Origin of the sequence: Bacillus sp. BS1807G30 (genome assembly GCF_040047675.1) — a bacterium.
GTDB lineage: Bacteria > Bacillota > Bacilli > Bacillales > Bacillaceae > Bacillus > Bacillus altitudinis.
The window spans coordinates 3,340,439-3,362,730 of sequence record NZ_CP157353.1; the positions used below are offsets into that span (position 1 = coordinate 3,340,439).

The following is a 22,292-nucleotide window of genomic DNA, read 5'->3' on the forward strand; positions in this document are numbered from 1 at the left end:
CACCTCACTTCATATTAGCTGTTTACAAATAACCAGCCTTTGTATTTCACTTGTTCCTTCATAAATCTCACAAATTTTCGCATCACGAAAGTACCGCTCTGCTCGGTATTGCTTCGTGTAACCGGCTAGACCAAGCAAATGAATGACTTCAGTACTAATATCAACCGCTGTTTTAGATGCAAATAACTTCGCCATCGACGCTTCCTTCGTGACAGGGCGATTGGCCTCTTTATAAGAGGCGGCTTGATAGACAAGAAGTTTTGCCGCTTCCAGCTTGGTGCCCAGATCGCCCAATCGAATGGTCGTTTCAAGGCCAGCTGGGTGCTGCTTTAAATACGTCACCGCCTCAGCTAATGCGGCTTCTGCAATGCCAAGGCTTTGAGCCGCAATGCCAATTCTCCCCGCATTTAAGCTAGACATGGCAATCCGAAAGCCTTCTCCTTCTGCACCGAGCAGCTGTTTTTTTGGAATTCGAACACCGTCAAAATGAAGTGTGACTGTTTTTGATCCATGCAGGCCCATCTTTTTCTCATCTTTTCCAATCGTAAATCCTGGTGTCCCTTTCTCCACAATAAACGCTGATATATTTTTCTTAGCAGAAGCAGGGTCTGTCACAGCAAATACAAGATACACTTCCGCTTCACCGCCGCTTGTGATAAAAATTTTCGTTCCATTTAACACATAGTGATCGTCTGCCCGCTCTGCTTTCAACTGAATACTAGAGGCATCTGATCCTGCCTTCGGTTCAGTTAGACAAAAGGCGCCCAGCTTCTGCCCGGACGCAAGCTTGGGAACGTAGGATTCTTTTTGTTCAGTTGTTCCAAACGCCAAAATCGGCATCGTCACAACGGATGTATGAACGGATACAATGACACCGATGGTTGCACTTACTTTGGATAATTCATGAATCGCCATGATATAGGTTGTAAAATCTGCCCCTAATCCGTGATACTTATCTGGGATCGGAATGCCTAAAAAGCCTTGCCGACCCATTTCAGCTAAAAGCGTTTTCGGGAACACGCCCTGTTCCATCGCTTCTACTTCTGGGAAGACATGCTGGCGTGCAAATTCTGCTACTCGTTTTCTCCAAAGACGTTGTTTTTCTGTCAGCAACACATCCATCTTGACTCCCCCTATGAGTGGTCGTGGTAAGTGTAAAAACCTCTCTTTGTCTTTTTGCCCAGCCAGCCTGCGTTCACATATTTTTTCAAAAGAGGACAAGGTCGATATTTGCTATCTCCAAGACCCTCGTGAAGGGTATTCATAATAAATAAACAAGTATCGAGCCCGATGAGGTCGGCGAGACGAAGCGGGCCCATTGGATGGTTCATTCCAAGCGTCATGATGCCGTCAATACTTTCTACATCTGCTACGCCTTCATAAAGGGTGTAAATGGCTTCATTAATCATCGGCATTAAAATGCGATTTGACACAAAACCGGGGAAGTCTTCCACTTCAATTGGCGTTTTGTCTAATGTCTTTGCTGTATCAAAAACAACTTGGTACGTGGCATCATCCGTTTGCAGCGCACGGATCACTTCAACAAGTTTCATCACGGGAACTGGATTCATAAAATGCATGCCAATCACTTTCTCTGGCCTGTTCGTCACGGCTGCTAATTCTGTGATCGACAAGGAAGACGTATTTGTCGCAAATATCGTGTCATCAGGTGCAAATTGATCGAGGGTTTCAAAGATTTGTTTTTTGATCTTCATTTGTTCAGATGCGGCTTCAATCACTAAATGCGTCTGCTGTACATCCTTTAAATCTGTTGAAACAGCCAGCCGCTGTGTAATATCACGGACTGCCTGATGTGCCAGCTTTCCTTTTTCTGCTCGTTTCGTCAGTTGTTTGGTCATTGAGGAAATGGCTCGATGAATCTGCTCCTCTTCTGTATCATGGAGCAGGACTGTATAACCTGACTGTGCAAATACTTGGGCAATACCTGAGCCCATTTGCCCAGCCCCAACGACCATGACGGTCTCTTCTATACTCATGACAATGAACGCCTCCCTTTTAATCCACCTTGATCATGATCGCATCACCTTGACCCCCGCCGCTGCAAATCGCCGCAATGCCGATCCCGCCACCTCTTTGTCTGAGTGCATGGATCAAGGTCAATATAATACGTGTTCCGCTTGCTCCAATCGGGTGACCAATCGCGACTGCCCCTCCGTTCACATTCATTTTCCGCCGATCCAGTCCAAGCATTTTTTCGCATGCCAATGCAACCGCTGAAAAAGCCTCATTGATTTCAAACAAATCGATATCCTCTACTCGCTTCCCTGTTTTCTTTAACACTTTTTCGATGGCATAGGCTGGTGTTTTCGGAAAGTCCTTTGCCTCTACTGCTACTTGCGCATGCCCAAGCACAACTGCCAGAGGTTTTTCACCTTGCTGCATGGCGTATGTGTCTTTCATTAATAGAAGCGCACTTGCACCATCATTGACACCAGGTGCATTGCCAGCGGTGATCGTACCTGCCTGATCGAAAACGGGCATCAGTTTTGACAAACGTTCATATGACGTATCACGCCGCGGGGCTTCATCTTCTGAAATCAGCTGATCTCCTTTTTTATTCTTGACGGTAACGGGGATGATCTCATTTTTAAAAAAGCCGCTTTTTTGCGCCTCAATGGCTCGTTCATGACTTCTTAACGCCCAAAGGTCTTGTTCTTCTCGTGTGATGCCAAGCTCTTTCGCCGCCATGCTTCCATACTCACCCATATGAACACCTGTAAACGAACAGGTTAATCCATCTAAAATCATGGCATCTTGTACTGCACCATCTCCCATTTTGTAACCCCATCGTGCTTTTTTTAGAAGATAAGGAGCATGGGACATGGATTCCATGCCGCCTGCCACGATCACCTTGGCATCTCCCGCTCGAATGATTTGATCGGCTGTCGTGACACTGCGCATTCCTGAAGCACAGACTTTGTTGATGGTTTGTGTCGGAACCGACCAAGGAAGATCTGCATGTCTAGCTGCCTGCCTTGAAGGATTTTGACCTTGTCCTCCTTGAAGGACACTGCCCATGATGACTTCATCCACTTCATGAACATTTGAGGCTCTTTCCAGCGCAGCTTTTATCGTCATCCCCCCTAATTCTGCAGCAGTCAAACGATTTAAAGTTCCACCTAGTTTTCCAAATGGTGTTCTCGCTCCAGATACAATGACCGTCGTGCTCATTTCTTCCCCCTCCTATTTGTTACCGCTTACATAAATGCTAGACAACTCTTAAAACATCGGCATCTATCGACCGATGAACAGTAGATCCATCGGCCTGACACCTTTATGAAGCCTGCGTTCTCGTTTCGCCAAACACTGATTTTTCAAGGAGTTCTGCGACATCAAATGTGCCGACCTGCTCCTCTACTTCCTTCGCTTTCGTCCCGTCCCCAAGCATGGTTAAACAATATGGGCATCCTGAGCTGATGATGGATGGCTGTACCTGTAAGGCCTGCTCCGTTCTCGCTGTATTAATCCGAGTACCTGTCTCTTCTTCCATCCACATTAAACCGCCGCCGGCACCGCAGCACATCCCGGATTCACGATTCCGTTCCATTTCTTTTAGTGTCACACCCGGAATGGATTTTAAAATATCTCTTGGCGGATCATAGACCTCGTTATATCTGCCTAGGTAGCAAGAATCGTGGAAAGTAATGACCTCGTTCACTTCATGAATAGGCGTTAATTTCCCCTCTTTTACTAGCTCTGCCAGTAATTCTGTATGATGGTACACCTCTGCCTCGAGCCCGAAGTCTGGGTATTCATTTTTAAATAAATTGTAAGCATGCGGATCGATCGTGACAATTTTGGTTACGTCATTTTTTTGGAATTCTTCGATGTTCTTTGCAGCAAGTTCTTGGAACAAAAATTCATTCCCAAGTCTTCTCGGTGTATCTCCTGAGTTTTTCTCTTTATTGCCTAGGATGGCAAAAGAAACCCCTGCTTCATTGAGCAGTTTTGCAAAGGCAAGAGCAATCTTTTGGCTTCTATTGTCATATGCTCCCATCGACCCAACCCAGAATAAATAGTCAAAGGTCTGATCTGCTTTTTTCAGTTCTTTCACTGTCGGAACATGCACATCTTCTCTTAGTTCACGCCAGTTTTCTCTTTCTTTCCGGTTCAATCCCCATGGGTTCCCTTGGCGCTCGATGCTTGTCATCGCACGCTGTGCATCTGCGTCCATTTTTCCTTCAGTCAGCACTAAGTATCTGCGCATATCAATGATTTTGTCGACGTGTTCGTTCATGACAGGACACTGATCTTCACAGTTTCGGCATGTCGTGCATGCCCAGATTTCTTCTTCTGTAATGACCTCACCAATGAGAGAAGGATGATACATTGCGCTCGCCGCAGATTCTTCCGCTCCGGCTCCTCTTGCCTGTAATGCCAGCTGATTTCCTGTCGTCTGCTTGAAAGCAAGCTGCGGAACCCACGGTGTCTTTGAAGTAATGGCAGCCCCTTTATTTGTTAAATGATCTCTTAATCGTAAAATCAAATCCATTGGAGACAGCATTTTTCCCGTCCCAGTCGCTGGACACATATTCGTACAGCGCCCGCACTCCACACAAGCGTAAAGATCGATCAGCTGAGATTGACGGAAATCTTCAATTTTCCCAACGCCGAACGTTTCTTGTGTCTCATCTTCAAAATCAATTTTTTGCAGTTTGCCTGGCGGGTCCAATCTGCTGACAAATACGTTGACCGGGCCAGCGATGAGATGAGCGTGCTTAGACTGCGGGACGTACACTAAGAACGTCAGTAAAATAAGAAGATGCACCCACCATGCGACATAGAACACAATTGTTGCTGCAAGTGGTGACAGCCAGCCCAGCAAGAAAGCAATGCCGGAAGCAATTGGCTCAGTTGCTGATAGTGAGTGCCCATGCCAAATGATGTTCATTCCGTTTCCCAGTAATACGGTCAGCATCAATCCGCCAATAAACAAAAGGACAAGCCCTGATTTAAAGCCCCTTTTTAAACGGACTAACTTCTCGACATATCTTCTATGGAACGCCCAAACCACCGCCACTAAAATGAGAAGTGTGACTACCTCTTGGAAGAACGTAAAGACACCGTAAAGCGGACCTAATGGTAGCCCGCTGTCTGGAACAAGTCCCTTCATAATAAAATCAAGGGCTCCGAACTGCACTAAAATAAATCCATAGAAAAACAGCACATGAATGATGCCGCTCTTCTTGTCCTTCAGCAGTTTCTTTTGCCCAAACACATTCACCCAAACACGTTCTAAGCGTTTTTTCATGTCTTTTTGAAATTCTTCTTTTTTGCCAAGACGAATATACGCCGCTCGTGTTCGAATGAGATAAATAAACAAATACACAGCGTAAGCGGTCACTGCCGCAAATGCAATCAAGTTAACAATTAAAAGGCTATTCATCTTGCTCCCCCTTTCATTCCCCAAGACCCACTTTGTTCCGTTTCCATGTTGTACCTCTATCATAAATAATGAATGAGTATTCAGTCAATATTTTTTGCCCATTTGGGTACACTATCGTCATATGTAAAAAAGGAGGAACCTTCATGATCGCATGGATCATTCTACTCGTCGTCTTCGTCATTGTTCTACTCGTCAGGCTAGATCTTTATATAGGGAGAAAATATTTTTCTACCCATGCTTTTGAACGGTCTTTTGACCAAACAAGCGGCGATGCAGCCTTTTATCATGATGGCGAACCACTGTTTGATCAGCTTCTTACGGATATACAGCAAGCCTCTTCTTCTATTCATATGATGTTCTTTATTGTAAAGAACGACAAGATTGGGCAAAGGATTCTGCAAGCACTTAAAGCGAAAGCAGAGCAAGGTGTTTCGGTTTTTTTGCTCACTGATCGGTTAGGCTCCTATTCATTTGATCAAACATCCATTCAGATGCTAGAAAAAAGCGGCATTAAATTTTACTTTTTAAATAAACCACGTTTTCCTTTTTTCATTTATCGCTTGAACATGAGAAATCACCGGAAGATCACGGTGATCGATGGGAAGATCGGCTACATTGGCGGGTTTAATATTGGCGATGAATATGTAGGGAAAAACGGTAGGTTTGGCATTTGGAAGGACTATCACCTGCGCATGACAGGACAGGTTGTCGCAGACCTCCAGCATGTGTTTCTGAATGATTTGTACCGCTCATCTGGTATTCAACAGCTGCAATACGAGGTTTTTCCTACACTGGAACCGGGAACATTACAGTGCACAACACGTGCGACGGCAGGTTTTTCTTTAGAGGCCTTATTTCTTCACGATATTCAACAGGCGAAAAAGCAAATCACCATCTGCACGCCCTATTTTATTCCATCTGCTCCTCTTCTAAGCGCCCTTCTTGACGCACGGAAGCGAGGCGTGACTGTCGACATCATCATCCCAATGAAGGCAGATCACCCGCTTGTGAAAGAAGCTGGATTTCATTATTTGAAAGATCTGATCGCTGCCGGATGTCTTGTGTATCGTTTTTATAAAGGGTTTTATCATGCGAAAGCCATTCTCATCGATCATAGCCGTTGTATGATCAGTACGGCGAACTTTGATAAACGAAGTTTGTTTTTCAACGAAGAAGTGGATGTGGCCATTGATGATCCCGCCTTCACCGCACATGTAGAGGAAAAGATTCGTGAACACATGGAAGTTTCAGAACTGATGACTGAAGAAAAATACAAACAACGCCCACTTCTCACGCGTCCAATTGAGTGGATAGGCGCCCTGTTCTCGTATTTTTTATAAAGGAGTTGACCTATGCGTTATCGATTTGGTTATGTATCCAACGCCGTCACTTTATGGGAAGCTTCACCTGCCAAGTCGCTGACCTTTGCAAGATACAGTAAGCTCTCAAAGGAAGAGAGGACAGAGGCTCTATTGCGAACGACGAAAGCCAACCTCGTCAATACATTAAGAACGCTTTATTTTGCGATTGCCCATGATATTCCGCTTTACCGTTTTTCAAGCTCGATTGTCCCGCTCGCCACCCATTCTGAGGTGCGGTGGGACTTTGTGACACCCTTTCGCAAAGAATTTATAGAGATTGGTCAACTCGTAAAGCGGCACGGATTACGAGTGAGCTTTCACCCCAATCAATTTACTTTGTTCACAAGTCCAAAGCCATCTATTACAGAAAACGCCGTCATTGATATGACCTATCATTATGAAATGCTTGAGGCCATGAAGCTTGAAAAGGAAGGCTATATGAACATTCATGTCGGAGGTGCATATGGCGACAAGGCATCTGCTTTACAGCGTTTTGATGAAAATATAAAGCAGCTTCCTGCACATATCAAGGCGAGAATGACGCTTGAAAATGATGACAAAACCTATACGTCATTAGAAACGCTTGATGTTTGTGAAAAGCATGGCATCCCGTTTGTATTTGATTACCACCATCACATGGCAAACAAAGATGATGATGCGGCGCTTGATGACATTCTGCCAAGAGTGTTTGACACGTGGGCAAACACTGGCATACCGCCTAAAATCCACTTATCCTCACCAAAATCAGAAAAGGCGATACGAAGCCATGCGGATGGAGTGGAGATGTCGTTTGTTTTGCCACTTTTTCAAGATTTAAAGCCGTATGGTCGTGATGTGGATTTTATGATTGAGGCAAAGAAAAAGGATCAGGCCTTGCTCCGTCTTGTTGAGGAGCTGTCAGCGATCAGAGGCAATCGGCGGACGGGCGGAGGCACCATTGAGTGGAAATCGTAGAGAAAGGTTTACCTCTATCACAACGGGGGTAACAAAGCTATTGTGAGAAAGTATTTAACAGGAGGATATGAAGATGTCACAAATCTATTCAATCCGAATTGCTGCGAAAGCATTGAATTTACATAAGCTTATTTCTCTATACGAAAAGTGCCAGCACGCTCAGCATCGTTTATATGTATATTCTAAAAAAACAATGTGCAACATTAAGAACATCGTAGAGCTAGAAACCTTTAGGCTTACTCATTTAGAATCAGACTATTTAATCGTGGTAGAAGGAAAAGAGGCACAAGACCTTCTACAGCCATTTGAAAAAGAGAATGCTTCGTAAAGAAGAGCAGCATTAGAGCCGCTCTTTTTTCTATATCCACGCTTCTGTCAGCCAAACCTCGCGTGACGTTGCATTCATTTTTACTTGTGTACCGATTGGCATCGTGAGCATCGGATGCGTATGGGCACTGTCAAATTCTGCGATGAGCGGCCTCTTTGTATCTCCCAGTACTTCAAGTAAGAGATCGTGCGGCCTTTTGCCCGTTCCTTCATCATCAAACAGCTCATGTTTCCCTAAGAGGATACCAGATACCCGTTCAAACACACCATTTATCTTTAACAGAGAGAAGTTCTTTTCGACGATGGAGGCTGTTTTCATACAATCTTCAATGAGAAGGATATCGCCTTTTTGGATTTGAGGCATGAATTCACTTCCCCATATGCCATACATGGCATTTAGGTTCCCGCCGATCAGTCTGCCTTCTGCCTGCCCTTCAATGACGCACATCCAATCATTTGGACGTTTTTCTTTTTCTCGTATTTTCTCTACCCAGTTGATCCGTTCTTCCGTCCAGAAGGGCGGTTTTTTCACCTGATACGGGATGGGCTGCGGATGAATGAGAATGTCCTCGAAAGATTGATATGTATGATTGACAAATGGTTCAAACTCTCCAAAAGACGGCACAAGTGCAGGCCCGTAAAAAACAGGAAGACCCGTTTTTTCATAAGCCGCTAAAAGAATTGCCGTCGCATCTGAATAACCAATCATGATTTTCGGATGCTTCATCAGCAGCTCAAAGTCGAGATAAGGAAGCAAACTATTCGAGTTCGTCCCCCCAATCATCGACATGATACAGGACAAATCTTCTCTCGCCATCAGCTCATTCAGCTCAGCTGCTCGTTCTTGAATCGTTCCTGAACGATAGTGATCCTCTTTCCCTGTTAATGATCCTGGTACCACAATGAATCCTTTTTGTTCAAGCCATTCCTTCGCCCGCTCATACCTAAGAGGCGAGGTAGCAGATGCTGGACTTGAGGGAGAATAAATACCTATTTTATCGCCCTTCTGTAAACGCCGAAGCCCCTTCATTCCATCAGATCCTTCCTACACGAGTTTTTACTATCCTAGCAAAAAAAGCCCTTTTTCAAAAGGGCTAAGATTTAATATAAGAGCTTAAACAGCCCAAACAATATGACAGCAAAACTGATGGCGAGCGTCGCAAATATCTTTTTTTTGCTCAGAGAACTACCTATGATGTTCACTCCAGTATTGATGCCAAACAAAATCATTCCCACATAAAAAAAGACTGGATTGAGTCCAGCGGGAATGATTAAGATAAATAAGCCAACGAGCGTCATATAGTGAATGCTTTTGATCATGACTGTTTTTGCCGTTTCACTCAAGCCATCCTCTCCTTTTGAATCCAATTACCTTATAGTATATCAACATTCCATTTAAATGGAAAAGAAGATTTTATTCTATCAAAAAGAGCCCAGCTTAATAGCTGGACTCATTCAATCACTTCTCTTCAATGACCAAACTGCGCTTCATGCAGTCTGCTATAGACGCCGCCCATTTGGATTAAGTCTTGATGGCGGCCTTGTTCTTCAATGCCTTCCTCTGTCACGACGATGATTCGGTCTGCATGTTTAATTGTCGCAAGGCGGTGAGCAATATTGACCTTGAAGGACAAACAGCGTCACAAGGCGTGTCAAAATATAGCTGATAGATCCATTTACTGACATAATTTTAAAGGAAATAAGTTTCACTTTGCAAAATATGCAGCATGTCTTATGTGATAAAAATCGTTCATTTTCCTCTTAAAGTAGGCTTGATTTTGCGGTATACCGAAAATTTACATATAGAGCGCTTCTATTCGATTTTAGAATAGTTAGACATGTTAAAATATTGTATAAAATGGTTTTATAGGAATTTGAAGGGGGAGTATATATGGGTGCTTCTATCACTTATGACGAAGTGGCAATCAAGCTGAATGAATGGTATTCAGCCATCAAAAAAGATCAAATAACTGATGCAGAATTTTTAAAAACAGATGTTAAACGACTCTTTGACGGTATGGAAGAAAATCAAACCGTATTATTATATTTTACTCTGCTGGAGTTTCGACATGACTTAATGCTAAGTTACCTCAAACCTAAGTTGTCTAGCCGTGAGTTAGATGAATATATGGTTCAGATCAATGAGCAGAAACATAAGGTTGATCAATCACTTCATAAAGACAAAGATCAAATTGAAAAGATGTTAGATTTTTATTTTTGGTTTTTTAAAGGAATGCACGAATTTAGAAAAAAACAATTTGACGAGGCGATCAGTTCTTATAAATCTGCTGAAAAAGTTCTCCTGGATATTGAAGACCCTACTGAAAAGGCTGAATTTTACTACAAGTTATCAGAAGTGTACTACCACATAGATCAGTATCAAATTTCTGTCATGTATGCACATAAAGCATTGAGCCTATTTACAGAGCAACCATTAATGCAAGAAAAAATGGCCTGGTGCTATTCAGTCATCGCCGGAAATTATCTATCCAAACTACAATACGCTGATGCACTTACTTACTTTAAAAAATCCCATTCTTATGCACAGCAGACGAAAAACGAATACCTTATATCCTCTACGATCTTTAACTTAGGCAAGTGTTATTTCCACTTAGAAAAATATCCAGAAGCCTTGTTCCATTTTGATACTTCTTGTGAACTTTTTGAAAAGAATGAAACATCACATGTTCCAAAATCCTATTTTAACAAACTGTATACTCTATTGAAATTAGGACAGGTTGTTCCAGCAGCCGAAACATTTGAGAAAGGGGTCTCCGCGGCCCAACAACTGAATGACATAATTTATGAAACACAAATGAAATTTTTATATTGCCTTTATGTTCAATCTAACACATCCAATACAGCCACAGAGTTAAAACATTGGCTTGATACACTACAAAGCAAAAATCTTTACGAAGATGTGTATCAACTAGCTTTTGAAGCAGCACGATATTATAATAGAAGTGGGCAGTTGGAAATTGCTGTCGTTTTTTATGAAAGAGCACTTGAAGCAAAGTCATTAATTCAAGGAGGGGAATTGTTATATGTTGAAGAGTAAAATTTTTGTTCCCATCATGCTTGTAACTGTAGCATTAGCATTACCAATTTTTCATTCTGTTGCTGTCTCACATGAAATGGCTGACAAAGTGATTACATCAAGTGTAGGTGGTAAAGAAGCTGGAAATCAAATATAAGATCAATGAAAAGACTATGTGCAAATGGGTATCACATAGTCTTTAGATCCGATTTAGCAACTTGTTCTTCTCCTTAAAACCCCCTTAAAATTACCTAATTATATACAAAAATAACAAAAATTTGTTTATAGTATAAAGGTAAGACTCTTACAAGCTGCTTTGAAAAAACTATAAAGGGGAATGAACAGTTGAAAAAAATTCTGATTTTATCTTTGATATGTTTTTTGTTAATTCCAAGTTTTGCTTCAGCAAAATCAACGTCATCTGTAGACCAAGAAAAGGGATATCCTACTGCTAAAGAAATTGCAGATATAAATGAAGCCCTTGATGAATTGGTCGTTGAAGCAAATAAAAAACTCGAAACTGACCAAACTGAAATTTCTCTTAAAAGAGAAATTGGTAAAACTAATGAAACAGTATCATTGTTTTTCAAAAGTGAAAATGTTTATGATGTATCTTCAAGTAAAAGTAAGTATCCTTCAGGTAAAAAAATTTATAAAGCGTATGTAAAAAATACTGCTGGATTTCATTTTCAACACAGACTAGCTGGTGAATTTCAATTTAAAGGCGGAAAAGTCACTGGAGCAACAAAAGATGTTAATTTGACAGGAGCTATGTATAGTGAATCTCACAATACTTGGATAGATAAACTTGATCCTAGTGTTTGGGTTGTACAAAGTCACGGTACATTTAGAGCTTTTAAATTTCTTTTTGAATACAATACTTATCTAACTGTTAAATTATTAGGCAGCGGGGATTACAGAATAGAAAGAGCAACTATAGGTTTCTAAAGAAGAAAGTTGAGGTTGAGCATTTTATGCTCAACCTTCTTGTTTAAAAATCTAAAATCTTTAATTGGAGGGAGAATATATGGTAGTAGTAACATCACCCTTTATTTTTACTTTTTTTATAGTATTAATAATAGTATTAATTATTAATCTTATATCTTGGAAATATCTATCAAAAAGAAACATCAATAAAAAGGAATGGAAATTGTTAGCGCTGTTAGTAGTAATTCAAAGTGTTGTAATAACTCTAGTGTTGAAGTGGTTTTAAATCAAGGACATCAACAACATATTGAAAAGGTGATGATCTTATGTTGACTATAATATCGGTATTAATGATGTTAACTGGTGTTTCTTATTTTGCTGTTTATATGCAAAAACGTAAGAATAATAAGGAAAAAGAGATGGGATATAAAATTGTTTTTCTCGTCGTTTTCTTTTTACTGTGTGTGCCAATTGTCAATATGGTCATCACTGGACAATAAAGAACAGGCTGAAGAGCCTGTTCAGATTGTAGAGAAACTCATGTTTTTCTACAATCTTTTTTATTTTCAACGTAATGATGATGGATGAAAGCGTCTATGTGCGATGACACCAAAAATACGACAATCGGATAAACCTTTACAGATTGGCGTTGTCAAATAAATGGAAACTTTAAGGGAAAAATAAAGCTGTCGAGATTTTCTCGACAGCCTGAGCCCTTTATCAAAAGGGCTTTTTCTTCAATGACCAAACTGCGCTTCATGCAGTCTGCTATAGACGCCGCCCATTTGGATTAAGTCTTGATGGCGGCCTTGTTCTTGGATGCCTTTTTCTGTGACGACGATGATTCGGTCTGCATGTTTAATTGTCGCAAGGCGGTGAGCAATGACGAGTGTCGTCCGGCCGACTGCCAGTTCGCTTAGTGCGTCTTGGATCGCTTTTTCTGTTTCTGTATCAAGTGCTGACGTCGCTTCATCCAAAATAAGAATAGACGGGTTTTTCAAAAACATCCGTGCAATTGACAGGCGTTGCTTTTGACCGCCGGATAGCTTAACACCGCGTTCACCAATGACCGTATTCAACCCTTCTGGGAAACGCTGAACGAGCTCCTCTAAATGGGCACGTCGCACCGCCTCCCAAATGTCTGCATCACTCGCTTCTAGGTTACCGTACGCAATGTTTTCACGAATGGTGCCTGAGAATAAAAAGACATCCTGCTGCACAATGCCAATCTGCTGTCTTAAAGAGGACAAGGTCATCGATTTTGTGCTCACACCATCAATGGTGATGTCTCCTTCGTCCACATCATAAAAACGAGGCAGCAGACTGCAAATGGTCGATTTCCCCGCTCCTGATGGCCCGACAAACGCAACAGTTTCCCCTTGTTTGATCTTTAAGTTGATATCCTTCAATACATGACTGTGCTCATCGTAGCCAAATGTCACATTTCGATACTCAATTTCACCTTTCAAGCCGTAAAGATCACGTGCTCCTTCTGTATCCTTCACATCTGGCTCTGTTTCCAGTAAATCGACATAGCTTTTAAAACCGGCAATGCCTTTTGGATACATTTCAATTACCGTGTTGATCTTATCAATTGGTCTGAATAACACATTTGTGATCAAGACAAAGGCGATAAATCCGCCTGCCGTTAATTGACCTTGAAGGACAAACCATGTACCTGCCAGAAGAACGAACAGCGTCACAAGCCTTGTGAGAATATAGCTGATCGATCCGTTGACCGACATAATTTTATAGGAAAGAAGTTTCGCTTTTCGAAAGCGGTTGTTGTTTTCAGCAAAGCGCTTTTTCTCAAAATGTTCATTTGCAAAGGCTTGAACAAGACGAATACCGCCAATATTATTTTCAACCCTTGCATGAAAGTCTCCAATGTCATTGTTCAGCTGTGTAATCGCCTGTGTCATTTTTTTATTAAAATGAAGGGCTAACCAGATGATGACTGGCATAATTAAGAAGGTTAAAATGGCAAGCTGCCAATTAATCATGAGCATGACGGCAAAGGCGCCAAGAATGGTCATAATCGCAATAAACAAATCCTCAGGTCCGTGATGCGCCACCTCTCCAATGTACATAAGGTCATTTGTCATCCGTGACATGAGTTTGCCTGTTTTGTTGTTATCGAAAAATTTGAAGGACAGACGCTGAAAATGATCAAACAGCTTTTTTCTCATGTCTGTCTCAATATTAATGCCAAGCATGTGCCCCCAATACGACACGATAAATTGCATCACTGAACTGATCGCATAAATGACAAACAACGCAAGTGCGGTCCAGCCAATGACCGCCCAGTTCCCTGTCGGCAGTAATGTATCAATGAAGTAATTCACGATGAGCGGGAAGCCCAGTTCCATGAGCCCAACGGCAACAGCACAAAAGAAATCTAAAAAGAACAGACCACGATAAGGCCTGTAATAGGCAAAAAAGCGTTTTAGCATATGTAAAAGAACCTCACTTCCTCTATAATTGATAATCATTTTCAATTATAGAGGAATCGTCATAGAAATACTAGATCAGGAAATGATTTCTTTCCCTGGAAACCCTCACAATACACCTGAAAACAATCGCGCAAACGATTCCTTTAAACGTTCCTTTAAGCCCCTTTTATAAAAATGAACCGGTCCCATTTGCTCGCATTCTTTCATATCTTCCTCATAATGAGCCATCAATTGCTCAATCGGCTTCTTTGCCGCTGTAAAGACATTGACCTCAAAATTGAGTTGGAAGCTTCTCATATCGACATTTGCCGTTCCGACAGAGGCAAGCTCTCCATCTGCAATCATGACCTTTTGATGCATGAAGCCTTTTTGATAGTGATACACCTTGATGCCTTCTTTCAAAAGCTCAGAAAAATAAGATCGTGTGGCGTATTGCGTGAGAAATCCATCATTAATCTCAGGCACCATCACACGCACATCCACCCCTCTTGTCGCCGCAATTTTTAACGCTGTGCGAATGGATTCATTTGGGACAAAATAAGGGGTCGCAATCCAAACAAATTGCTGTGCATTCGAAATGAGTGCGTCATATAAATCACTCATACTTTCCTTCATATCAGGTCCAGTCGGCACGACCTGAATGACATCTTCTCCTGTCACAGGATGCGGGGTGTGATACTTCGGATCATCAATTAACACTTCATCTGATACATACTCCCAGTCCAGCATAAAAATGGAGTGAAGTGTCTGAACGGCTTCACCCTTTAATATCGTATGCGTGTCACGCCAAAAGCCGATGTTTTCATCGCGTCCTACATATTCCTTCCCGACATTGAGCCCGCCAACAAATCCTGTTTCACCATCAATAATCACGATTTTTCGGTGATTTCGGAAATTGAATTTTTGATTAAAGAATCCGTATTTTAATGGCAGAAAAGGAGCGACCTTTATCCCCGCCTGCTTCAATCGTTTAATATCTTTTCGTGAGAAGCGAATGCTGCCAGCCGCATCATAGATGAATCGGACCTCTACTCCTTCTTTCACTTTTTCAATCAGGATCTCCATCATCCGGTGACCGAGGAAATCAGATTTGAACATGTAATATTCTATATGGATGAACGTTTTTGCTTTTTTTAATTCTTCAAAAATACGTGGAAAGGTTTCCTCTCCATTCTTTAAAATCTCCATATCACTATTTGTATTTACATGCATACCTGTTGCTTTTTCTGTGTAATGAAAAAAAGCACGCTGATTATCGGTTAAACGCGTCTCATCCGGTTTACTCTCAAGCTCTGATATTCTGCGTAATTTTTCTCGGTTATACATTCTCTTTGATTTAAACAAATGTCCCTTGACATAAAGCTGTCCTGAGAACAAATAAAACATATAGCCGATGATCGGGAAAAAGATCAGTACATACATCCATAACAGCGTGTGCTGTGATGTCCGGTTCTCTAGCATAAGCGAGATAATACTAAATAAAATGATGGCGATGTAACTAGCTGCATAAAGCTGAAAACCCCACGCTGGAACCGGCCACCAAAACACCACATATGCCCCAAATATCATGAAATATAAAAATAGAAATTCCAGTCTCCTCTTTTTCACATTCTCCGCCCTCATTCGTTTCTGTCTTTTTCTCTTCCATACCCTTTGCACAGCTCGTCTGAAACGCACGGTTTGCTGCTTTCTTTTAGCTTTTACAGACTGGAGCGTTTTGATCCGATATAATGGAAAATATGTGAAGGAAGGGGCGAATGACTTATGCGTACACCACCTGCTTTAAAAAAGGGAAGCCACATTCGGGTAATTGCTCCAAGCCGAAGTGCCAGCATTTTATCAGAAGAAGGAATGGCTCAGGCGAAAAAACGTTTAGAGGCATTAGGGTTCACTGTTTCTTTTGGACAACACGTGTTTGAATGTGATCTGCATTCCTCTTCTTCTATTGAACAACGTTTATCTGATCTACATGAGGCATTCTCAAATGATGAAGTCGACGGCATTTTGACAGCAATCGGCGGCTTTAACTGCAATGAGCTTTTGCCTTATATAGATTATGATTTGATTCGTCAGCACCCAAAAGTTCTTTGCGGCTACAGTGATATTACCGCACTTACAAACGCCATTACCGCCAAATGTGACATGGTGACGTACTCAGGTCCTCATTTCTCCAGTTTTCAAATGGAACAGGGACAAGAAGAGCAGACAGCCATGTTTCAAGCGTGCGTGATGAGCAGCGAGCCATTTGATTTTACCCCTTCTACAAAGTGGAGTGATGATGCGTGGTACCTTGATCAAGCAAATAGGCAGTTTCATCCGACAACATGGGGAATTTATCAGGAAGGAACAGCTAAAGGCACCTTGTATGGCGGAAATCTTTGTACACTGAACCTATTGCAAGGGACACCCTTTATGCCTCACATCAAGAATGCCATCTTATTTGTGGAGGATGATGACTTGGTCTTTCCTGAAATGTTCGCCAGAGACCTTGCCTCGCTCTTGCAGCATGCCGAATCCATTAAAGGGTTAATCATCGGACGTTTTCAAAAGAAATCCAAGATGACAGAGGAACATTTGAGGTTCATTCTAGATAAACATCCAATGCTCAAACACATCCCGGTGATCTATGATGTAGACATAGGACATACACAGCCAGTCTTCACCTTACCGATTGGCGGGAGTGCCGAGCTATCCTGCTACGACGGACAAATCCAATGGCGTGTTCATGCATAAATAAAACCTAAAAAGCACCCACATATGAGGGTGCTTTTTCTATGCCATTATTTCTTTTTAAAATTTTTTTAGAAAAAGTGATCCAACCCTTCATCCCCTTCGTTAAGTAGATGTAAAAAGAAAAGAGAGGAGGCAAAAACATGTTCTCTGATGTACTTAGCCAATTATTCGATTCTATCTCTAACATTATTAATACACTTGGATAATCCCATTAACGCACACATACTACATGCTTTCTGAAGGGAGGATACAAACTATGTTCTCTGATGTACTTAGCCAATTATTTGATTCTATTTCTAACATCATTAACACACTTGGGTAATTCCTATGACACGCACATACTACATGCTTTCTGAAAGGAGGATACGCTCATGTTCTCTGATGTACTTAGTCAATTATTTGATTCTATTTCTAACATCATTAACACACTTGGGTAATTCCTATGACACGCACATACTACATGCTTTCTGAAAGGAGGATACGCTCATGTTCTCTGATGTACTTAGTCAATTATTCGATTCTATTTCTAACATTATTAATACGCTTGGTTAATTTTCAAAACCCGCTATCTCTCGAGAATAGCGGGTTTTTTATATAAAGAAGCCCCGCTCATAAAATAGAGCGGGGCTTTTTGCATTACATTTTTTCCGGTGCAGATACGCCAATGAGTTTTAATGCGTTGGCTAGTGTAATTTGTGTCGCCTTCATCAGTGATAGGCGTGCTGTTGTTTTTGTTTCATTTTCAACATCAATGACCTTCTCGGCATTGTAGAAACTGTGAAGGGCTGATGCTAGATCATAGATATAGTTTGTGACGCGGTGCGGAATACGTTTTTCTGCTGCTTCTGCTACAACTTCTGGGAAGCTGCCGATGATTTTCAGAAGATCGTATTCTTTATCGGACTGAATGTGAGAGAAATCAGCTTTTTCAAGGTTTGGCTCGTAGCCTTTTTCTTCCCCTTGACGGAGCATGCTGCATATTCTCGCATGTGCATATTGCGCATAGTACACAGGGTTTTCGTTAGACGTAGAAATCGCTAAGTCTAGGTCAAAGTCCATATGAGTTGCCGCACTTCTCATCGCAAAGAAATAACGAGTAGCATCTAAGCCCACTTCTTCAATCAAGTCACGCATTGTGACGGCTTTACCTGTACGTTTACTCATCTTCATCTTTTCACCGTTTTTGTAAAGGTGAACGAGCTGAATGATTTCGACTTCCAGTTTGTCCGCTGGATATCCGAGTGCTTGGATCGCCGCTTTCATTCGAGGAATGTAGCCGTGATGGTCCGCTCCCCAAATGTTGATGAGCTGGTCAAAGCCTCTGTCCAATTTGTCCTTGTGATATGCGATATCTGGAAGCAAGTACGTGAAGCTGCCGTCTTTTTTAATCAGGACACGGTCCTTGTCATCACCAAAATCAGTCGAACGTAACCATGTTGCGCCATCTTCTTCAAAGACATACCCTTTAGCGCGAAGTGTTTCTAGCGCCGGTTCGATTTTTCCGTTTTCATATAAAGACGTTTCAGAATACCACACATCAAATGGGACACGGAAATTCTCTAGGTCGACACGTAGTTTTTCTAGTTCATATTTTAAACCGTACTCACGGAAGAATTTCATACGCTCTTCTTCTGATTCATGCACGAAACGGTCACCAAATTCATCCGCAAGTTTCTGTCCGATGCCTTTGATGTCTTCTCCTCTGTACCCGTCCTCTGGCATTTCTTTTTCAAGACCGAGCGCCTCAAAGTAACGTACTTCTACAGATAGAGCAAGGTTATTGATCTGATTGCCTGCATCGTTGATATAGTATTCACGGCTCACGTCGAAGCCTGCTTTATCAAGGATGTTGCAAAGAGAATCTCCTACAGCGGCGCCACGAGCATGTCCAAGATGAAGGTCACCTGTTGGGTTGGCTGAGACGAATTCGACTTGCACTTTTTGACCGCCGCCTGTATTCGTTTCGCCATAAGCCTCTTTTGCCTCAAGAACTGCCGGAATCAGTTTCGTTAAATATTGATTGTTCATATAAAAGTTAATAAACCCTGGACCTGCGATATCCAGTTTTTCAATCGAAGCTTTGCCTTTGTCAAAAGCATTCACAATGTCCTCGGCGATTTGACGAGGTGCTTTTTTCGCAATGCGTGCAAGCTGCATCGCCATATTGGTGGAATAATCACCGTGAGTTTTGTCTTTTGGCACTTCCAAAAGAACATCCGGCACCTGGCTTTCATCAGCAAGTCCTGCTTTGACGACTGCCGCAATGATTTCTTCTTTTAACGCATCTTTGACCTGTTCTGCGATATTCATGAACGTAAATCCTCCTTATATGAAATCGATAATGTATGTAAATGCTTTTGATCTTCACCTGTCAGCATATCGTACGTAATGTGTAGAAGCCCATTGTCTACATCAAGATCAATACCATGTGTGTGCACATCGAGCTGAAGTGTGCCAAATGGCATCGTGTAATGTGTCACGGTCGTTTCTCCAATGAGAAAGCGCTGCTTCATTTGAATCGCACCTGATCTCATGACAAAAATTTCTTTTTCACTTATTTTGACAACAGTTTTTACTTGACCCATTTCATGTTCTTCATGGTAAGTGAGATACGTTTTGTCATTCTTCTCTTGATACGTTCCAGTTGTTCGGAATTCGATCGTTTCAGCCGGTTCCGTCTCTGGTTTCATCACTGACTTTACATGAATTGAAATTTGGTTTTGTGTCATTTTGCACTTCCTTTGCTAAGACCCGTTTAACTAAAATAGTATACCATAATCCCGATTGCCTATCATCCCATCATTTCTCTTCTTCGTGTGGATGAAACCCCATTTTTGATCTTCACATGTCTCTTTAGAAAAAAAGAAAAATGAAGCTCACCCCTATCACGAGTCCAGTCTTGAGCCCTGCGCTTTTTCGATTGATGAGATAAAACAGTGCTTGGATGCCTGAACTTGCCAAAAATGCCTGAAACAAATCAAATGGGAGAAGATGCCCTTGCTTATAAACAAACTGCATCAACAGCGCTATGCCAGTGAGATAGAAAAAGCCTCGATCCTGAAACAGATGAACCATCTCATCCTTTGCCTCTTTTTTCGAGGTGAACGTGGGCGGACTCGCTGCAAGCTCTCTTTTCAGCGTAAGAAAGCCTGCCGCTAACACACATAAAGCGAGTAATACCATCAATACAGAAGAAAACATGACCTGCCTCCTTTATCATGTCACCAATGTAAAAAAAGAGCTTGTCCATATGAGATGACAAGCTCCTCTATCAAGATGTTATTTCACAAAACCAAGCAGCATTTCTCGTAAAAGTTTGCTTGCTGTATTCGCCGTTTGATCGGAATGATCATATACAGGCGCTACCTCTACAAGGTCTGCACCGACGACATGCACATCAGAACCTGCAATAGCATGAATGGATGCCAGTAATTCTTTTGACGTAATACCGCCAGCATCCACAGTTCCAGTACCAGGCGCATGTGCCGGGTCAAGTACATCGATGTCAATTGTCACATAAACTGGGCGGCCTTTCAGCTTTGGCAATACTTGCTTCAATGGCTCCAGCACTTCAAATTTAGAAATGTGCATACCTGCTTCTTTTGCCCATTCAAATTCTTCTTTCATCCCTGAACGGATGCCGAAAGAGTATACATTTTCAGGTCCAATAAGTCCTGCCACTTTACGAATCGGTGTCGAATGTGAAAGCGGCTCACCCTCATATTCCTCACGAAGATCTGTATGTGCGTCCATATGGATGATGGCCAAATCAGGGTATTTCTTATACATCGCACGGAAAACCGGCCAAGACACAAGATGCTCGCCGCCCATTCCTAATGGAAACTTCCCTTTTTCTAAAATGCTGTCAACATACTCTTCAATTAAATCTAAGCTTTTCTGTGCATTACCAAATGGAAGCGGGATGTCGCCAGCATCAAAGAATGGTACCTCGTGCAGTTCACGATCTAAATAAGGACTGTATTCCTCTAATCCAATGGATACTTCACGAATGCGGTTCGGGCCAAAACGTGAGCCTGGACGGTAACTGACGGTCCAATCCATCGGCATCCCGTATAAAATGACTTTCGCATCTTCCCATGTCGGATGACTTCCAATAAACACTTTTCCTGAGTAAGCCTCGTCGAATCTCATACAAGATTCCTCCTTTTACGCTTCAAAAAATGCGCAAACTGACATTTGCGCATTTCCATTTCGCTTGATTTATTTGATTAAATCGCTCACAAATTTCGGCAGAACGAATGCCGCTTTGTGCAATTCTTTTGTGTAATATTTCGTATCAATATCAAAGAAACGGCTGTCTTCTACAGCAAGTGGATCATACTTCTTAGAACCGATAGTAAATGTCCAAAGACCGCTTGGATATGTTGGGATATTCGCTGTGTATAGCTTGGTAATCGGGAAAATTTCTTTTACATCACGCTGTACATTTGTAATTAACTCAGGTGTGAACCAAGGGTTGTCCGTCTGTGCAACGAAAATACCGTCTTCTTTTAGTGCTTTTGAGATTCCTGCATAGAAACCTTTAGAGAACAAGTTCACAGCTGGTCCAACTGGCTCAGTTGAGTCAACCATGATCACGTCATATTCGTTGTCGGCTTCCGCAATGTGCATAAAGCCGTCTCCGACTTTTACATCTACACGAGGATCGTCTAGTTTCCCAGCAATTGAAGGAAGGAACTTCTTCGAGTATTCAATGACCTTGCCATCAATATCAACAAGTGTCGCTTTTTTCACACTTGGGTGCTTGAGGATCTCACGAATAACACCGCCGTCTCCTCCGCCTACAACAAGGACATTTTCCGGGTTTGGATGAGTGAAAAGAGGAACATGTGCCACCATTTCGTGGTATACAAACTCATCTTTCTCTGATGTCATCACCATACCGTCTAAAAACAGCATATTGCCAAACTCTTCTGTTTCCACCATTTCTAAATGCTGAAAATCTGTTTGTTCTGTGTGAAGGGTTTTGTTCACCTTCAATGTAATGCCAAAATTCTTCGTTTGCTTCTCTGTATACCAAAGTTCGCTCATCGTTCATCTTCCTCTCATCCAATAATAAACAAACATCTATT

At 41.9% G+C, this 22,292-nt stretch carries 21 protein-coding genes and 1 pseudogene; 8 read left to right on the forward strand and 14 right to left on the reverse strand.

What is annotated here, in order from left to right; genetic code table 11:
* Positions 1-9: 9 nt before the first annotated feature.
* The 4 genes from ABG082_RS17225 to ABG082_RS17240 form a co-directional block, all read right to left on the reverse strand.
* Positions 10-1,122, reverse strand: a complete 1,113-nt coding sequence (locus ABG082_RS17225) for an acyl-CoA dehydrogenase family protein (RefSeq protein WP_048001113.1) — start codon at positions 1,120-1,122, stop codon at positions 10-12.
* 11 nt (positions 1,123-1,133) lie between these two features.
* Complete coding sequence (locus tag ABG082_RS17230) at positions 1,134-1,997, reverse strand: 3-hydroxybutyryl-CoA dehydrogenase (RefSeq protein WP_046526731.1); 864 nt, start codon at positions 1,995-1,997, stop codon at positions 1,134-1,136.
* A gap of 19 nt (positions 1,998-2,016) precedes the next feature.
* Positions 2,017-3,192 carry an acetyl-CoA C-acetyltransferase gene (locus tag ABG082_RS17235; protein WP_348936304.1) on the reverse strand — a complete coding sequence of 392 codons (1,176 nt, stop codon included), beginning with the start codon at positions 3,190-3,192 and terminating at the stop codon, positions 2,017-2,019.
* 103 nt (positions 3,193-3,295) lie between these two features.
* Positions 3,296-5,407, reverse strand: coding sequence for a heterodisulfide reductase-related iron-sulfur binding cluster (locus ABG082_RS17240; RefSeq protein ID WP_017360061.1), 2,112 nt, complete (start codon positions 5,405-5,407; stop codon positions 3,296-3,298).
* Positions 5,408-5,550: 143 nt separating this feature from the next.
* Between ABG082_RS17240 and cls (ABG082_RS17245) the strand changes: the two genes are divergently transcribed.
* The 3 genes from cls (ABG082_RS17245) to ABG082_RS17255 all read left to right on the forward strand — a co-directional run bounded on the left by cls (ABG082_RS17245) (position 5,551) and on the right by ABG082_RS17255 (position 8,050).
* Positions 5,551-6,747, forward strand: a complete 1,197-nt coding sequence (gene cls / locus ABG082_RS17245) for a cardiolipin synthase (RefSeq protein WP_348936305.1) — start codon at positions 5,551-5,553, stop codon at positions 6,745-6,747.
* A 12-nt stretch (positions 6,748-6,759) separates the two neighbouring features.
* A complete protein-coding gene (uvsE, locus tag ABG082_RS17250; RefSeq protein WP_348936306.1) occupies positions 6,760-7,722 on the forward strand; it encodes a UV DNA damage repair endonuclease UvsE in 963 nt (320 codons plus the stop codon).
* 73 nt (positions 7,723-7,795) lie between these two features.
* Positions 7,796-8,050 (forward strand): hypothetical protein, encoded by a 255-nt coding sequence (locus ABG082_RS17255; protein WP_008343494.1) that lies wholly within the window; start codon positions 7,796-7,798, stop codon positions 8,048-8,050.
* Between the two features lie 30 nt (positions 8,051-8,080).
* Here the strand turns inward: ABG082_RS17255 and ABG082_RS17260 are convergent, their stop codons facing one another.
* The 3 genes and pseudogenes from ABG082_RS17260 to ABG082_RS17270 form a co-directional block, all read right to left on the reverse strand.
* Positions 8,081-9,079 (reverse strand): S66 peptidase family protein, encoded by a 999-nt coding sequence (locus ABG082_RS17260; RefSeq protein ID WP_348936307.1) that lies wholly within the window; start codon positions 9,077-9,079, stop codon positions 8,081-8,083.
* Positions 9,080-9,150: 71 nt separating this feature from the next.
* Positions 9,151-9,393: a hypothetical protein gene (locus ABG082_RS17265; RefSeq protein ID WP_056704200.1), complete on the reverse strand. Its 243-nt coding sequence runs from the start codon at positions 9,391-9,393 to the stop codon at positions 9,151-9,153.
* Positions 9,394-9,518: 125 nt separating this feature from the next.
* Positions 9,519-9,665, reverse strand: a pseudogene (locus ABG082_RS17270) (hypothetical protein); the annotation flags it as partial.
* 275 nt (positions 9,666-9,940) lie between these two features.
* On the opposite strand from ABG082_RS17270, the gene ABG082_RS17275 reads away from it, so the two are divergent.
* The 4 genes from ABG082_RS17275 to ABG082_RS17290 all read left to right on the forward strand — a co-directional run bounded on the left by ABG082_RS17275 (position 9,941) and on the right by ABG082_RS17290 (position 12,513).
* Positions 9,941-11,107, forward strand: coding sequence for a Rap family tetratricopeptide repeat protein (locus tag ABG082_RS17275; protein WP_144683437.1), 1,167 nt, complete (start codon positions 9,941-9,943; stop codon positions 11,105-11,107).
* A complete protein-coding gene (locus tag ABG082_RS17280) occupies positions 11,094-11,243 on the forward strand; it encodes a hypothetical protein (protein ID WP_165379187.1) in 150 nt (49 codons plus the stop codon). Before ABG082_RS17275 ends, ABG082_RS17280 begins: the two co-directional genes overlap by 14 nt.
* 188 nt (positions 11,244-11,431) lie before the next feature.
* Positions 11,432-12,034 (forward strand): hypothetical protein, encoded by a 603-nt coding sequence (locus ABG082_RS17285; protein WP_144683434.1) that lies wholly within the window; start codon positions 11,432-11,434, stop codon positions 12,032-12,034.
* A gap of 305 nt (positions 12,035-12,339) precedes the next feature.
* Positions 12,340-12,513, forward strand: coding sequence for a hypothetical protein (locus ABG082_RS17290; RefSeq protein WP_165379188.1), 174 nt, complete (start codon positions 12,340-12,342; stop codon positions 12,511-12,513).
* Positions 12,514-12,750: 237 nt separating this feature from the next.
* Here the strand turns inward: ABG082_RS17290 and ABG082_RS17295 are convergent, their stop codons facing one another.
* Together ABG082_RS17295 and cls (ABG082_RS17300) are read right to left on the reverse strand one after the other, a co-directional pair.
* Positions 12,751-14,466, reverse strand: coding sequence for an ABC transporter ATP-binding protein (locus ABG082_RS17295; protein ID WP_135226414.1), 1,716 nt, complete (start codon positions 14,464-14,466; stop codon positions 12,751-12,753).
* A 105-nt stretch (positions 14,467-14,571) separates the two neighbouring features.
* Positions 14,572-16,074 (reverse strand): cardiolipin synthase, encoded by a 1,503-nt coding sequence (cls, locus tag ABG082_RS17300; RefSeq protein WP_026050168.1) that lies wholly within the window; start codon positions 16,072-16,074, stop codon positions 14,572-14,574.
* 156 nt (positions 16,075-16,230) lie between these two features.
* Between cls (ABG082_RS17300) and ABG082_RS17305 the strand changes: the two genes are divergently transcribed.
* Positions 16,231-17,199 carry a S66 peptidase family protein gene (locus tag ABG082_RS17305; protein WP_348936308.1) on the forward strand — a complete coding sequence of 323 codons (969 nt, stop codon included), beginning with the start codon at positions 16,231-16,233 and terminating at the stop codon, positions 17,197-17,199.
* Between the two features lie 636 nt (positions 17,200-17,835).
* Here the strand turns inward: ABG082_RS17305 and argS are convergent.
* The 5 genes from argS to speE all read right to left on the reverse strand — a co-directional run bounded on the left by argS (position 17,836) and on the right by speE (position 22,251).
* Positions 17,836-19,509 (reverse strand): arginine--tRNA ligase, encoded by a 1,674-nt coding sequence (gene argS / locus ABG082_RS17310; protein WP_008343507.1) that lies wholly within the window; start codon positions 19,507-19,509, stop codon positions 17,836-17,838.
* Complete coding sequence (locus ABG082_RS17315) at positions 19,506-19,928, reverse strand: DUF1934 family protein (RefSeq protein ID WP_007497707.1); 423 nt, start codon at positions 19,926-19,928, stop codon at positions 19,506-19,508. Before ABG082_RS17315 ends, argS begins: the two co-directional genes overlap by 4 nt.
* A 124-nt stretch (positions 19,929-20,052) precedes the next feature.
* On the reverse strand, positions 20,053-20,400 hold the full coding sequence (locus ABG082_RS17320) for a hypothetical protein (RefSeq protein ID WP_007497708.1): 348 nt from the start codon (positions 20,398-20,400) through the stop codon (positions 20,053-20,055).
* 78 nt (positions 20,401-20,478) lie between these two features.
* Positions 20,479-21,351, reverse strand: coding sequence for an agmatinase (gene speB, locus ABG082_RS17325; protein WP_017360073.1), 873 nt, complete (start codon positions 21,349-21,351; stop codon positions 20,479-20,481).
* Positions 21,352-21,420: 69 nt separating this feature from the next.
* Positions 21,421-22,251 (reverse strand): spermidine synthase, encoded by an 831-nt coding sequence (gene speE / locus ABG082_RS17330; RefSeq protein ID WP_003214614.1) that lies wholly within the window; start codon positions 22,249-22,251, stop codon positions 21,421-21,423.
* Positions 22,252-22,292: the final 41 nt, after the last annotated feature.